12 protein-coding genes are annotated in these 14,309 nt (G+C 62.5%); all 12 read right to left on the bottom strand.

Features of this window, described 5'->3' with window-relative positions:
* Window positions 1–78 precede the first annotated feature (78 nt).
* Window positions 79–1,356 carry a flavohemoglobin expression-modulating QEGLA motif protein gene (locus tag KVQ74_RS17335; RefSeq protein ID WP_217832394.1) on the bottom strand — a complete coding sequence of 426 codons (1,278 nt, stop codon included), beginning with the start codon at window positions 1,354–1,356 and terminating at the stop codon, window positions 79–81.
* A 33-nt stretch (window positions 1,357–1,389) separates the two neighbouring features.
* Entirely contained in the window at window positions 1,390–1,944 is a 555-nt protein-coding gene (locus KVQ74_RS17330; protein ID WP_217832393.1) for a hypothetical protein, read from the bottom strand.
* A gap of 103 nt (window positions 1,945–2,047) precedes the next feature.
* Window positions 2,048–2,761 carry a TetR/AcrR family transcriptional regulator gene (locus tag KVQ74_RS17325; protein WP_217832392.1) on the bottom strand — a complete coding sequence of 238 codons (714 nt, stop codon included), beginning with the start codon at window positions 2,759–2,761 and terminating at the stop codon, window positions 2,048–2,050.
* Between the two features lie 106 nt (window positions 2,762–2,867).
* Entirely contained in the window at window positions 2,868–4,370 is a 1,503-nt protein-coding gene (gene lysS / locus KVQ74_RS17320; protein ID WP_217832391.1) for a lysine--tRNA ligase, read from the bottom strand.
* 70 nt (window positions 4,371–4,440) lie between these two features.
* Window positions 4,441–5,536, bottom strand: a protein-coding gene (gene prfB, locus KVQ74_RS17315; RefSeq protein WP_217832390.1) for a peptide chain release factor 2 whose coding sequence is annotated in 2 segments (ribosomal slippage) — window positions 4,441–5,463 and window positions 5,465–5,536 — 1,095 coding nt in all. Because the reading frame shifts where the segments join, the coding sequence is not laid out codon by codon here.
* 282 nt (window positions 5,537–5,818) lie between these two features.
* On the bottom strand, window positions 5,819–6,820 hold the full coding sequence (locus tag KVQ74_RS17310) for a response regulator (RefSeq protein WP_217832389.1): 1,002 nt from the start codon (window positions 6,818–6,820) through the stop codon (window positions 5,819–5,821).
* Between the two features lie 48 nt (window positions 6,821–6,868).
* Complete coding sequence (cheB, locus tag KVQ74_RS17305) at window positions 6,869–7,879, bottom strand: chemotaxis response regulator protein-glutamate methylesterase (protein WP_217832388.1); 1,011 nt, start codon at window positions 7,877–7,879, stop codon at window positions 6,869–6,871.
* Window positions 7,876–10,191 carry a hybrid sensor histidine kinase/response regulator gene (locus KVQ74_RS17300; RefSeq protein WP_217832387.1) on the bottom strand — a complete coding sequence of 772 codons (2,316 nt, stop codon included), beginning with the start codon at window positions 10,189–10,191 and terminating at the stop codon, window positions 7,876–7,878. Before KVQ74_RS17300 ends, cheB begins: the two co-directional genes overlap by 4 nt.
* A complete protein-coding gene (locus KVQ74_RS17295; protein ID WP_217832386.1) occupies window positions 10,188–10,871 on the bottom strand; it encodes a chemotaxis protein CheW in 684 nt (227 codons plus the stop codon). Before KVQ74_RS17295 ends, KVQ74_RS17300 begins: the two co-directional genes overlap by 4 nt.
* Window positions 10,868–12,154 (bottom strand): CheR family methyltransferase, encoded by a 1,287-nt coding sequence (locus tag KVQ74_RS17290; RefSeq protein ID WP_217832385.1) that lies wholly within the window; start codon window positions 12,152–12,154, stop codon window positions 10,868–10,870. The genes KVQ74_RS17295 and KVQ74_RS17290 overlap by 4 nt, the downstream gene beginning before the upstream one ends.
* Window positions 12,151–12,687: a chemotaxis protein CheW gene (locus KVQ74_RS17285; protein ID WP_217832384.1), complete on the bottom strand. Its 537-nt coding sequence runs from the start codon at window positions 12,685–12,687 to the stop codon at window positions 12,151–12,153. Before KVQ74_RS17285 ends, KVQ74_RS17290 begins: the two co-directional genes overlap by 4 nt.
* Complete coding sequence (locus tag KVQ74_RS17280) at window positions 12,687–14,309, bottom strand: methyl-accepting chemotaxis protein (protein WP_217832383.1); 1,623 nt, start codon at window positions 14,307–14,309, stop codon at window positions 12,687–12,689. Before KVQ74_RS17280 ends, KVQ74_RS17285 begins: the two co-directional genes overlap by 1 nt.

Genomic DNA, 14,309 nt, shown 5'->3' with positions numbered 1-14,309 from the left:
CGGTGTCTCAGTCACCTTGAAGGGTGGAGGTCAGAACGCATTCGCGAGCAAGCCCGTTCCCGCAGGACGATAAGTGGTTTACAGAATGTTGGAGTAATCCGCCTCGATCCGGTCCAGGCTCAAATGGTTGAGGAAGTTGGAGAAGCACATCCATGCCGACAGCGCGTTCAAGTCACGGAACTGGTCCGGCAGGTATTTGGGCGGCACGACCAGGCCTTCGTCCACCAGTTGTCGCAGGGTTCGCATGTCCTCCAGCGTAGTCTTGCCACAGAACAACAGCGGTATCTGCTCGAGCTTGCCCTTGCGCACGGCCAACTGAATGTAGTTGTAAACCATGATGAAGCCCTTGAGGTAGGACAAGTCTTTGGTAAATGGCAGACCGGTCGGCGTCGAACCACGGAAAACCCGACTGGCGTTGCCGTAGCTTTCCGCCATTTCGAAGCCCTGCTCGCGGAAGAACTCGAATACCTGCAAAAAGTCTGCGCCCTCCTCGACCATATGAATGGCGCGGGTGCGGTTGGTCAGCTTGCGCAGACGGCTCGGGTAGGACGCGAAGGTGATGATTTCCATCAGGATCGCCAGGCCTTCCTGGGTCACCGTCGACGAGGGCGGGCCTTTGGACAGGAAGGTGCAGATGGGCTGATTGAGGCCGTTGAGCGTGGTGCCAACGTGTACCAGGCCTTCGTGGACTTCCAGCGCCCGCACGTCACGGTCGTTGAACATCGCGTCGGTGCGGATCTTGATGTAGTCGGCGCCCGCCGCCGCGTCCGCGACGATGCCATCGGACTCGAACACCCGAATGGTTTCCTCGGCCTCGCCGAACACCCGGTTCAGGCGGGTTTGCAACAGATGCACGGCGTCCTTGGCGGTGAGGATTTTCGGCTCGTCCTTCAGGTCACCACGGCCATCGATGTTGTTCAGGTAATCGGACATCATCAGGCCAAGGTCGGCCAGGGTCGGATCACCAGCGTGGAACGCGTCGGACGCGGCGCCGTACAGTTCCTGGGAAATCAGGCCAAAGTCTTCGGTGCCGCGCGCTTCGAGCATGCGCACCACCATGCGGTATTCCTTGCACATGCGGCGCATGATCTGCCCGACCGGGTTGAACTGGCCGAGCTGGCGGGTGATGTCGCGTTCGATGTTCTGGAATTCCAGCTTGACCTTGCTCGAGTCGAAACTCAGCGGCCGGTTGAGGTAGTAATCGCGGTCCACCGCCGGCATTTCCTTGCCTTTGGCCTTGAGGAAGCCCTTGCGGATGCTCTCGTCCCACTTCACCGCATCCAGGACGCGGATCGGTGTCTGCGCCAGCACAATGCGATCGGACAGCGTGCGTATCGTCTGCTGGTAATCGTCCACCCGAAACTCCTGTAGAAAACGTGACGTACTGAATTATTTGGCGTTGGCCTGGCGCTGGTAACGCGCGGCTTCAACAAAGACATCGGAATTGGCCGGATCGTCGAGGTAAGCAAAGACCTTCTCGAGGCTGCTGTCGACCTGCACGCCGTCGCCATCGTCGGTCTGGAAGCCCTGGCCGTCGAGGGTTTTCTGGGCGATCGCCTGAGTGATCTGTTCGAGATCGAGGTTGTAGATCACCAGTTCGCGCTTATCGGTCAGCTCGAAACCGGCAATGATGAATTGCCCGCCAAAACGCGCCGGCACCTTGGCCGACAAGTACCAGCGGTTGCCATGCCGGGAAACCGTGAAGGGATAGGCCTCGCGCTCACGGGGCTTGGCGCGGAAATAGGTGACGGCCTGATAGCGGTCGTTGCCGATGCGGGCCAGTTCCAGGTTCATCGGCTCGCCCCAGGCATTGGTGCTCGCCCATTTGCCGAGCAGGCCCTTGGGCGCCGGGTCACTGGCGGCCAGCGGCTCCTTGAAGGTCACCAGGCAGCCACTGAGCAGCAGGAACGACAAGGCGATCAGCACGCCACGCCAGGCTTTCATTCGACACTCCCTATGATCAGTGGGAGTTGGCTTGCCCGCGAAAGCGGTGGAACAGCCAACATCCATGCTGAAGCCCGCGCCCAGCGAGGATATCCGTCCGTTATCAGACCGACGCCAGCACCAGATGCATGTAGCGCGTCAGAATGCCGAGCAGGTCCTGCTCGGTCACAGGTTCGGCGTCGTTGAGCAGGCCCTGATATTCCATCCGTCCGATAATCGCCGTCAACACTTTGGCATCCTGCTGCGGTTCCCGCGAGCCCAGGACCTGGAACAACTGGCAGGTGCCGTGGAGCAGAATCTGCTGGTGGGAACGCACCAGTACCGCCAGGCGCGGGTTAAGCAGCGCTTCCTGACGGAACGCCTGCTCGGCCATCAGATGTTCGCGCCGGGTGAGCAATTGCCGGTGGACATAATCGGCCATCAGCCGAGCGATGTCGTCTGCCAGTTGCGAGCGCGACTCCGGGCTGCCATCGGCGCTGACCACCATCTCGCGCAGCAGGCCTTCGTTGTTGACCCACAGCTTGGCCATGTACTCCGCGCTGCGCTCGACGTATTGGGCGAAGGTATCGGTGAGCAGGTCATCGATGTCCTTGAAGTAATACGTGGTGGCCGACAATGGCACCCCGGCCTCGGCCGCCACCGCCCGATGACGCACGGCGCGCACGCCATCGCGCACGACAATGCGCATCGCCGCATCGAGAATGTCCTGTCGACGCTGTTCGCTGCCCTGTCGGCTGGCCTTACGGCCCTGGTACTGAACACTTTCAGCGACCGCAGTGGCGATACCCGCTGCACCTTCTTGAGCTATTGCACCCATCACGACAGGAATTCCTCTGTTTATTTCAAAATTAACCATTTGATACGTTTGTACCAGACAGGCAATAAAAAACCGCCTGTTGGAGGCGGTTTTTTTACTGAAACACTTACGCTTGCGGTCGCATGTGCGGGAACAGGATCACATCGCGGATCGACGGCGAGTTGGTCAGCAACATCACCAGACGGTCGATACCGATCCCCTCACCCGCCGTCGGCGGCATGCCGTACTCCAGCGCGCGAACGAAGTCGGCGTCGTAGTGCATGGCTTCGTCGTCGCCGGCGTCCTTGTCGGCCACCTGCGCCATGAAGCGCTCGGCCTGGTCTTCCGCGTCGTTCAACTCGGAGTAGGCGTTGGCGATTTCACGGCCGCCGATGAACAGCTCGAAGCGGTCGGTGACGTTCGGGTTGTCATCATTGCGACGCGCCAGCGGCGACACTTCGAACGGGTACTGGGTGATGAAGTGCGGCTGCTCCAGCTTGTGCTCGACCAGTTCTTCGAAAATCATCACTTGCAGCTTGCCCAGGCCTTCGAAGCCCAGCACCTTGGCACCGGCCTTCTTGGCGATGGCGCGAGCCTTGTCGATGTCGTTCAGGTCATCGGCGGTCAGCTCGGGGTTGTACTTGAGGATCGAGTCGAACACCGACAGGCGCACGAACGGCTCGCCGAAGTGGAACACCTTGTCGCCGTACGGCACGTCGGTGCTGCCCAGAACCAGCTGCGCCAGCTCACGGAACAGTTCTTCGGTCAGGTCCATGTTGTCTTCGTAGTCGGCGTAAGCCTGGTAGAACTCCAACATGGTGAATTCAGGGTTGTGACGAGTCGAAACGCCTTCGTTGCGGAAGTTGCGGTTGATCTCGAACACTTTCTCGAAACCACCGACCACCAGGCGCTTGAGGTACAGCTCCGGGGCGATACGCAGGAACATTTCCATGTCCAGCGCGTTGTGGTGGGTTTCGAACGGCTTGGCCGCCGCACCGCCAGGAATGGTCTGCAGCATCGGCGTTTCGACTTCGAGGAAGTCACGCTTCATCAGGAAGCTGCGGATGTGGGCGATGACTTGCGAACGCACGCGGAAGGTGTCGCGCACTTCTTCATTGACGATCAGGTCAACGTAACGCTGACGATAGCGCTGTTCGGTGTCGGTCAGGCCATGGTGCTTGTCCGGCAGCGGACGCAGGGATTTGGTCAGCAGGCGCACGGTGGTCATTTCCACGTACAAGTCGCCCTTGCCGGAACGGGCCAGGGTGCCTTCGGCGGCAATGATGTCGCCCATGTCCCAGGTCTTCACGGCGGCCAGGGTTTCTTCGGACAGGGTTTTACGGTTGACGTAAACCTGAATCCGCCCGGTCATGTCCTGAATCACCATGAACGAACCACGGTTGAGCATGATGCGACCTGCAACCTTGACCGGAATCGCCGCCTCGGCCAGCTCTTCCTTGGTCTTGTCCGCGTACTGTTTCTGCAGTGCGTCGCAGTAGTTGTCGCGGCGGAAGTCGTTGGGGAAGGCATTGCCCTTGGCGCGCTCGGCAGCAAGCTTTTCCTTGCGCAGGGCGATCAGGGAGTTTTCTTCCTGTTGCAGGGCTTGCGGATCGAGTTGTTGGTCGCTCATGTCTTTAAATTTTCCATCACAGGTTCGTTGCCCCCGCTACCGGCGGGGGACTTGAGGTCGGGCTGACGACTTACAGCCCCGATTTCAGGCTGGCTTCCAGGTATTCGTCGATATCACCGTCGAGCACCTTGTCGCAGTCGCTGCGTTCGATGTTGGTCCGCAGATCCTTGATGCGCGAGGCATCCAGTACATAGGAGCGGATCTGGTGACCCCAGCCGATGTCGGACTTGCTGTCTTCCAGGGCCTGGGACGCGGCATTGCGCTTCTGCATTTCCAGCTCGTACAACTTGGCCCGCAGCATTTTCATGGCGGTGTCCTTGTTGGCGTGCTGGGAACGTTCGTTCTGGCAGCTCACCACGGTGTTGGTCGGTACGTGGGTGATACGTACGGCCGAGTCGGTGGTGTTTACGTGCTGACCACCGGCACCGGAGGAACGATAGGTGTCGATCCGCAGGTCTGCCGGGTTGATTTCGATTTCGACACGGTCGTCGATCTCTGGCGAGACGAACACCGCCGAGAACGAGGTGTGGCGACGGTTGCCGGAGTCGAACGGGCTCTTGCGCACCAGGCGGTGTACACCGATCTCGGTCCGCAGCCAGCCAAAGGCGTATTCGCCCTTGATGTGCACGGTGGCACCCTTGATCCCGGCGACTTCACCGGCCGACAGCTCCATGATGGTCGCGTCGAAACCGCGTTTGTCGGCCCAGCGCAGGTACATGCGCAGCAGGATGTTGGCCCAGTCCTGGGCTTCGGTGCCGCCGGAACCGGCCTGGATGTCCAGGTAGGCGTTGTTCGGGTCCATTTCATGGCTGAACATACGGCGGAATTCGAGCTTGGCGAGGTTTTCCTCGAGACGTTCAAGCTCGGCGACAACATCACCGACGGCGCCTTCGTCGTTTTCTTCGACGGCCATGTCCAGCAGGTCGCGGCAATCGCCCAGACCGCCGTTCAGTTCGTCGAGCGTCTCGACGATCTGCGCCAGCGCGGCACGCTCGCGGCCCAGTTCCTGGGCGTATTCAGGTTTGTTCCAGACACTCGGATCTTCAAGCTCGCGATTGACCTCGGTCAGACGCTCATGCTTTTGATCGTAGTCAAAGATACCCCCGAATAGTTTCGGAGCGCTCGGACAGGTCCTTGATGGTGTTCAGGATCGGGTTGATTTCCATGACAGGCAGCACTCGTTGGCGAACTTTTGAAAGCCGGCGAGTATAACGTAATCACGCTGTCACGGCAGCCCGTCTGGCGGTGAATGAGCCGAGATTGCAGCCCTCACCCCAGCCCTCTCCCGGAGGTAGAGGGAACCGATCGGGGGATATTCAAGCGTTGCGCCGACCTGAAATGGCTTTACCGAATCCATAATCGCCAAAATCTTTCAGGTCTCTGTTTGCCAAAAGACACTCCGCTCACCCCCTCTCCCTCCGGGAAAGAACCGGGGTGAGGGATGGCCGTTACTCGATCCCGACCTGATTACGCCCATTGTTCTTGGCCTGATACAACCCGCGATCCGCCGCCGAGATCAGCAGCCGGCAATCGCTGCCCGCCTCCGGCACCATGGTCGCCAGGCCGATGCTGATGGTCAGGCTCGAACCGTCACCCGGGGTGTTGTGCGGGATTTTCAGCGCCGCCACGGTCTGGCGCAGTTTCTCCGCCACCAGCCGCGCGCCGACCGGCGAGGTGTTGGGCAGCACCAGGGCGAACTCCTCGCCGCCATAGCGGGCCGGCAGGTCCGAGGGGCGGGCGCTGGCGTCACGGATCGCGGTGGCGACCTTGCGCAAGGCCTCGTCACCTTCGACGTGGCCGAAGCTGTCGTTGTAGGACTTGAAGTAATCGACGTCGATCATCAGCAGCGACAACTGGCTCTGATCGCGCAGCGAACGGCGCCACTCCAGCTCCAGGTACTCATCGAAGTGCCGACGGTTGGACAGCCCGGTCAGGCCGTCGGAGTTCATCAGGCGCTGCAGCACCAGGTTGGTGTCGAGCAACTGCTGCTGGCTGACCCGCAACGCGCGGTAGGCCGCGTCCCGTTGCAGCAGGGTCATGTAGGAGCGCGAGTGATAGCGGATCCGGGCCACCAATTCGATGTTGTCCGGCAGTTTCACCAGATAATCGTTGGCACCAGCCGAAAACGCCGCGCTCTTGATCAGCGGATCTTCCTTGGTCGACAGGACGATGATCGGGATGTCCTTGGTCGCCGGATGATTACGGTACTCGCGCACCAGGCTCAGGCCGTCGAGCCCGGGCATCACCAGATCCTGCAGGATCACCGTCGGTTTGATCCGCACGGCATGGGCAATGGCCTGTTGCGGGTCGGAGCAAAAGTGGAAGTCGATGTTCTCTTCGTTCGCCAGGCCGCGACGCACGGCCTCGCCGATCATCGCCTGATCGTCCACCAACAACACCATGGCGGCATTTTCGTCGGTTTTGATGTCATCGATCTGTAAGTCATTCATGGACGGTCACCTGAGTACTGCGGGGGCCAGGATTGCGGATATTTGCGTTCATTTGGGGAAAACCTCCAGCAATCGTGGCGCTATCTTTTCCAGTGGACGGATTTCTACGGCCGCGTCAATCGCTGCGGCGGCCTTGGGCATGCCGTACACCGCACTGCTTTGCTGATCCTGCGCGATGGTCAGATAACCCTGTTGGCGCATGAGCTTAAGCCCTTGTGCCCCGTCGCGTCCCATCCCGGTCAATAAAACCCCCACTGCATCACCGTTCCAGTAACTGGCGACGCTTTCGAAAAACACGTCGATGGAGGGGCGGTAGATCTCGTTGACCGGCTCGGCGGTGTAGGCCAGCGTACCGTTTTTCAGCAAGCGGATATGGTGGTTGGTGCCGGCCAGCAGCACGGCGCCGCATTGCGGCGGCTCGCCTTCGCGGGCCAGGCGCACATCGAGGCCACTGGCGCTGGCCAGCCATTCAGCCATGCCGGCGGCAAATACCTGGTCGACATGCTGCACCAGCACGATCGCCGCAGAAAAGTTGCGCGGCAGGCCCTTGAGCAGCACTTCCAGCGCCGCCGGGCCACCGGCCGACGAACCGATCGCCACCAGCCGCTGGCGCGAAGCGGAACTGCGCGGCGGATTGGGCACCGGGCGCGAACGGGCGGTCTTCTCGCCGATCAGCCAGCCGATGTTGAGAATCTTGCGCAGCAGCGGCGCGGCCGCTTCCTGGGCATTGCCGGCACCGATGGCCGGGGTGTCGACCACATCCAGCGCGCCGTGGCCCATGGCCTCGAACACCCGATGCACGTTCTGTTGGCGGTCGACCGTGACAATGACGATGGCGCACGGGGTTTCGGCCATGATCCGCCGGGTCGCCTCGACGCCGTCCATCACCGGCATGATCAGGTCCATCAGGATCAGGTCCGGGGTGTTTTCCGCGCACAGCCGCACCGCCTCGGCGCCGTTGCCGGCGACCCACACCACCTGATGCGCCGGCTCGAAGGCCAGCGCCCGGCGCAAGGCTTCCACCGCCATGGGCATGTCGTTGACGATTGCGATCTTCATGCCCGCGCTCCTCCGATGAGCTCGACCACTGCGTCGAGCAGGGCGTCGTCATGAAAACTGGCTTTGGCTAGATAATAGTCGGCTCCGGCGTCCAGTCCACGGCGCCGGTCTTCCTCGCGATCCTTGTAGGACACCACCATCACCGGCAGCGATTGCAGACGGTTGTCGCGGCGCAGCAACGTCACCAGTTCGATGCCGTCCATGCGCGGCATGTCGATGTCGGTGATCAGCAGGTCGAAGTCCTCGGAACGCAGCGCGTTCCAGCCGTCCATGCCGTCCACCGCCACGGCCACGTCGTAGCCGCGATTGAGCAGCAGCTTGCGTTGCAGTTCGCGTACGGTCAGCGAGTCGTCGACCACCAGCACCCGTTTGCGCGCCGCTTCCGCCGCCTGATTGCCGTGGCGGGCGATACGCTCCAGGCGCCCGGTGTTGAGCAGTTTGTCCACCGAACGCAGCATGTCTTCGACGTCGACGATCAGCACCACCGAACCGTCATCGAGCAAGGCCCCGGCGGAAATGTCCTGGACCTTGCCCAGACGCTCGTCCAGCGGCAGCACCACCAGCGTGCGCTCGCCGATGAAGCGTTCGACCGCCACGCCGTAGATCGCATCGCGCTCGCGGATCACCACAACCTTCAGGGTCTCGCCACTGCTCTGGCTCGCCGGGCGTTGCAGCAACTGGCTGGCGGCGACCAGACCGACATGCCGGCCCTCGTGCCAGAAATGCTGACGACCTTCGACCTGGACGATGTCATCCGGTGCCAGATCGCACATGCGCTCGATGTGTGCCAGCGGGAACGCGTAGGCCTCGTCGCCGACTTCCACCACCAGACTGCGCACCACCGACAGGGTCAGCGGCACTTCCAGATGGAAGCGGCTGCCCTCGCCCGCCGTCTGCTCCAGCACCACCGCGCCGCGCAACTGGCGGACCATGTGCTGCACCGCGTCGAGGCCGACACCACGCCCGGAGACTTCGGTGACCTTGTCGCGCAGGCTGAAACCCGGCAGGAACAGAAACGTCAGCAGTTCTTCTTCGCTCAGTTGCGCAGCGGTTTCGGCCGGGGACAATTGCCGCTCGACAATACTGCGACGCACCTTTTCCAGGTCCACGCCGTTGCCGTCATCGCTCAGTTCCAATATCAGCAACCCGGCCTGGTGCGAGGCGCGCAGACGGATCATGCCTTCCTCGGGCTTGCCCTTGAGCAAGCGCTCTTGCGGGGTTTCGATGCCGTGATCGACCGCATTGCGCAGCAAGTGCGTGAGCGGTGCTTCGAGTTTTTCCAGCACATCGCGGTCGACCTGGGTTTTCTCGCCCTCGATCTCCAGCCGTACCTGCTTGCCGAGGCTGCGTCCCAGATCGCGGACCATCCGCACCTGGCCGGACAACACATCGGCGAACGGTCGCATGCGGCAGGCCAGCGCCGTGTCATACAGCACCTGGGCACGCTGGCTGGCTTGCCAGGCGAACTCATCGAGCTCGGCGTTTTTCTCCGCCAGCAACTGTTGCGACTCCGAAAGCAGGCGCCGGGCATCTTCCAGCGCCTCCTGGGCTTCCAGGCTCAGCGCGTGTTCGGTGAGATGCACGTTGAGACTTTCCAGGGCGCGCAGGCCGTTGTCCTGCATGCGTTTGAGGCGTTGCATGGTGGCCAGGTGCGGCTTGAGTCGCTGGGTTTCCACCAGGGATTTGCTCGACAGATCGAGCAGGCTGTTCAAGCGCTCGGCGGTGACCCGCAGCACCCGCTCGCCACCCTCGGTGGTGCGTTTGTTTTTGCGCGGCGCGGGCACGGGCTCCGGTTCCGGCTCTGGCAGCCTCTCGATGATGGCCTCAGCGGCCGGCGCCGTTTCAGCCACGGGCGGTGGCGGCTCCAATTGCAATTCGGCCATCGGCGGCGCACTCGGCACGGCCGGCACAACCGGCGCCCCGGCCGGATCGAGCAAGCCGCCCATCAACGCCACATACGCCTCGATGTCCGCAGGCTGCGGGCCGTTGGCCGGGGTGGCGATGCGCATCAGCAGGTCGGTGCCTTGCAGCAACGCATCGATATGTTCCGGACGCAGGAACAGCCGCCCTTCCTGGGCGCTGACCAGGCAATCCTCCATCACATGAGCGACGCTGACGCCGCTGTCGATGCCGACGATCCGCGCCGCGCCCTTGAGCGAGTGCGCGGCACGCATGCATGATTCCAGTTGATCGGCCTGGGTCGGGTTGCGCTCCAGCGCCAGCAGCCCGGCGCTGAGCACCAGGGTCTGGGCTTCGGCTTCGAGGCTGAACAGCTCGAGCAGCGAGGCGTCGCGCATTTGCTCGGGGGTCATGTCAGGCTCCGGGTCACGGCGGACAGCAACTGTTCTTCATCCAGCCAGCGCAGGCTGCGACCTTTGAACGGCAAGACGCCACGGGTGTATTTGGCACTGGCCTGCGCGCCCGACCGGGAAGCTGCATCCAGAATCCGCTCGTCGATGGCGTGAATGCCGTCCACCTCGTCCACCGGCACCACCACCGGCCCGCCCTGGGCGGCGATGATCAGCATGCGCGGCATGATCCGTGCGCCCGTGGCCGGCGCGGCATTGCCATCAAGGTCGAGCAGTTCGACCAGCGAAAGACAGGCCACCAACGCACCACGCACATTCGCCACGCCCAGCAGCGCCCGCGAGCGCTGGTGCGGCAGCGAGTGAATCGCTTGCAACGGTGCGACTTCCACCAGACTGCGGGTCGCCAGGCCGAGCCATTCTTCGCCGAGGCGGAACATCAGCAGCGAGTGGGTTTTCAGTTCGGTTTCGACGCTGGTCGCCACCGGGTCGCGCTCGTCCTGTTGCAACGCGTAACGGTCGAGCAGACGCGTGGCGGCGGCGGAATACACCGAGCAATTGCGGCAATGAATGTGGTCTTCCAGCAGCGGGCAGGACTTGTCGCCATGGATGCCGATACGGTTCCAGCAATCGTCGATGGCCCGGGCGTCTTCATGGGTGACGTTCAAGGTGTCGGACGGGATCATCGTTTACGCTCACTGTCGGCGGTGCGGCCGCTGCGGGCGGCGCGTTCCTGCAATCGTCTGGCACCCGCCGCGTCGCCCTGGGCCTGCAACAGCACGGCCAGATGCATCAACGCTTCGGGATGTTGCGGTTCAAGGTACAGGGCCTTGCGGTAGTAACCCTGGGCTTCGAGGACGCTGCCGGCAACGTCGCTCAACAAGCCGAGCCAGTAGAACACCTGGGCCACCGGCTCATGGCTGCGCAGATACTGTTCGCAGGCGGCGCGCGCCTCGGCGCTTTTGCCTTCGTTGGCGAGTGCGGCGATGTTGGCCAGCAGCGTCGCGGCGTCCGGGTCCGGGCTTTTGCTGGTCGCCGGCAATGGCGTCACGGCGGCAAACGGACGACTGCGCACCGGTGCCGGCGGTGCGCTCGGTATCGGTTGGCGCAGAGGCAGCGGGGTTGGCGCCGGCATCGACGTCGCGGCAAAGGCCGGCATCGGCGGCGCAGGCTCGTTGTGACGACTGAAGGCAAACGACTGCGGGATACCGATTGAGCGCATGCCCAGGCGCCCCAGCAGACTGCCCTCGGCCGGGCCGATAAACAGCACGCCGTCGACATGGGTCAGGCGCTTGAGCAGTTCGAAGACTTGTTGCTGGGTCGGTTGATCGAAATAGATCAGCAGGTTGCGGCAGAACACGAAATCGAATGGCGGTTCGCTGCCGAGCAAGGCTGGATCAAGCACATTGCCCACCATCCAGCGCACCTGTTCGCGCACGCTGTCGTTGACCCGGTAACCGTCCTCCTGCGGCAGGAAATGCCGCTCGCGATACTCCAGATCCTGACCGCGAAATGAGTTCTTGCCGTACAGCGCCCGCCGCGCCTTGTCCACCGACAACGGGCTGACATCCATGGCATCGACCTTGAACTGATGGGGTTTGAGTCCGGCATCAAGCAGCGCCATGGCAATCGAATAGGGTTCCTCGCCGGTGGAACACGGCAGGCTGAGAATGCGCAACGCACGCATGTTGTTCAGTTCGGCCAGACGCTGGCGCGCCAGTTTGCCGAGGGTCGCGAAGGACTCCGGATAGCGGAAAAACCAGGTTTCCGGAACGATCACGGCTTCGATCAAGGCCTGCTGTTCGTCTCGCGAACCTTGCAGCAACTGCCAGTAATCATTGCCATTGACGCTCTGCGAGAGGGTGATGCGTTGGCGCACGGCACGCTCGATGATGGCCGGCCCCACCGACGTCACGTCGAGGCCGATGCGTACTTTGAGGAAATCGAAAAAGCGCTGGTCGTCGCTCATGGTCGGGCCTCAAGCAGCGCCGGATCCAGCGGCGGCACCGGGAACAACAGCGCGCGCACCGCTTCATCCAGCAAGTCGTTGACCCGCACCCATTGCACCAGGCCCTGGGCGTCCTCGCGCACCGGCCCCAGGTACGGCGCCTGGCGGTTGTCGAGGCCATAGGGCTGAAACTCTTGCGGGTCGCAGCGCAGGGTATCGGTGGCCTGTTCGAGGATCAGCCCGAGCCGTTGTTCCGGCAGCGATTCGTCCGGGCGGTAATGCACCAGCACCAGGCGCGTGCTGGTGCGCGCCTCGGCCGACTGGCCGAATGTCAGGGCGCTGAGGTCGATCACCGGCACCACCGTGCCACGATAGGCGAACACCCCGGCGACCCAGGCCGGTGCCCGGGCAATCGGTTTGAGCGGCAGGCGCGGCAGCACCTCCGCCACTTCCGTGGCGCGCAAGGCATAGCGTTCGCTGCCGATGCGAAACAGCAGGAACAACGCCTTTTTCGCCACTGGCGCGACGTTGCGCTTGACGGTGATTTCGCTCATCAGACTTTGAATCGCGAAACGCCGCTGCGCAGGCCGACGGCCACCTGGCTCAGTTCGTCGATGGCGAAACTGGCCTGACGCAACGACTCGACCGTCTGGCTGCTGGCATCGCCGAGCTGCACCAGGGCGTGGTTGATCTGCTCGGCACCGGTGGCCTGGGCCTGCATGCCTTCGTTGACCATCAGCACGCGCGGCGCCAGCGCCTGCACCTGATGGATGATCTGCGACAACTGCTCGCCGACCTGCTGCACCTCGGCCATGCCCCGGCGCACTTCTTCGGAAAACTTGTCCATGCCCATCACGCCGGCGGACACCGCCGACTGAATCTCGCGCACCATCTGTTCGATGTCATAAGTGGCGACCGCCGTCTGGTCCGCCAGACGCCGCACTTCGGTGGCGACCACGGCAAAACCGCGGCCGTATTCACCGGCCTTCTCTGCTTCGATCGCGGCGTTCAGGGACAGCAGGTTGGTCTGGTCGGCGACCTTGACGATGGTCACTACCACCTGGTTGATGTTGCCGGCCTTCTCGTTGAGGATCGCCAGTTTGGCGTTGACCAGATCCGCCGCGCCCATCACCGAATGCATGGTGTCTTCCATCCGCGCCAGGCCTTGCTGGCCGGAACCGGCAAGTACCGAGGCCTGATCGGCGGCGGTGGACACTTCGGTCATGGTGCGCACCAGATCCCGCGAGGTCGCGGCAATTTCACGCGAGGTCGCGCCGATTTCCGTGGTGGTGGCGGCGGTTTCAGTGGCGGTGGCCTGTTGCTGCTTGGAGGTCGCGGCGATCTCGGTCACCGAGGTGGTCACCTGCACCGACGAGCGCTGGGCCTGGGACACCAGCGCCGTCAGCTCGGTCATCATGTCGTTGAAGCCGGTTTCCACGGCGTTGAACTCGTCCTTGCGGCCCAGGTTCAGGCGTGAACTCAAGTCACCGGTACGCATGATGTCGAGAATCCGCACCAGCAGGTTCATCGGCGCCATGATCGCGCGCATCAGCAGCAAGCCGCAGAGGCCCGCCGCGAGCACCGCTACCAACAGCGAAACGAACATGCTGACCTTGGCCGCAGCCACGGCATCGTCGATCGCATTCATGGCCTGATCGGCAACTTTCTTGTTCTCGCCAATGATGTCGTTGAGCTTCATGCGGCCGCTGATCCAGGCTGGCGTCAACTTGTCGTTGAACATCTTGACCGCTTCGGCTTCCTGATTGCGCTTGTGCAGGTCCAGCACGGCATCCTGAATCTGCATGTAAGTGTCGTGATCCTTCTCGAACGCCGCGAACTCGATGCGGTCCTCGTCGGTGGTCACCGTACTGCGGTAGTTGCCCATGTGCTCCTGGAGCCGGGCCTCGAACGTCTTGTAATCCGCCGCATCTTCGGCGCTGACGCCCTGGCCTTCCTTGAGCCCCAGCAGTTCCTGGGTCTGCAAATAGCTGTCGACCCAGGCACCACGGATCATCGAGCTGTAATAGACCCCGGGAATCGCGTCGTCACGCACGCTGTTCTCACTGGCCTCGATCTTCAACAACCGCGAATACGAGACGACCACCATCAGCAGCATGATGGCGATAATCACCGCAAAGCTCGCCAAAATGCGTTGGCGCAACGTCCAGTTCTTCAC

Origin of the sequence: Pseudomonas botevensis (assembly GCF_019145475.1) — a bacterium.
Lineage (GTDB): Bacteria > Pseudomonadota > Gammaproteobacteria > Pseudomonadales > Pseudomonadaceae > Aquipseudomonas > Aquipseudomonas botevensis.
Note: the sequence above shows the minus strand (reverse complement) of the source record. Positions and strands in the feature narration are given on the sequence as shown.

Bases quoted from the DNA above. Each gene is read 5' to 3' on its own strand.
- KVQ74_RS17295 (WP_217832386.1), bottom strand. From the start codon at position 10,871: ATGATCCCGTCCGACACCTTGAACGTCACCCATGAAGACGCCCGGGCC.
- cheB (WP_217832388.1), bottom strand. From the start codon at position 7,879: ATGAAGATCGCAATCGTCAACGACATGCCCATGGCGGTGGAAGCCTTG.
- KVQ74_RS17285 (WP_217832384.1), bottom strand. From the start codon at position 12,687: ATGAGCGAAATCACCGTCAAGCGCAACGTCGCGCCAGTGGCGAAAAAG.
- KVQ74_RS17325 (WP_217832392.1), bottom strand. From the start codon at position 2,761: ATGGGTGCAATAGCTCAAGAAGGTGCAGCGGGTATCGCCACTGCGGTC.
- KVQ74_RS17300 (WP_217832387.1), bottom strand. From the start codon at position 10,191: ATGACCCCCGAGCAAATGCGCGACGCCTCGCTGCTCGAGCTGTTCAGC.
- KVQ74_RS17310 (WP_217832389.1), bottom strand. From the start codon at position 6,820: ATGAATGACTTACAGATCGATGACATCAAAACCGACGAAAATGCCGCC.
- KVQ74_RS17330 (WP_217832393.1), bottom strand. From the start codon at position 1,944: ATGAAAGCCTGGCGTGGCGTGCTGATCGCCTTGTCGTTCCTGCTGCTC.
- lysS (WP_217832391.1), bottom strand. From the start codon at position 4,370: ATGAGCGACCAACAACTCGATCCGCAAGCCCTGCAACAGGAAGAAAAC.
- KVQ74_RS17290 (WP_217832385.1), bottom strand. From the start codon at position 12,154: ATGAGCGACGACCAGCGCTTTTTCGATTTCCTCAAAGTACGCATCGGC.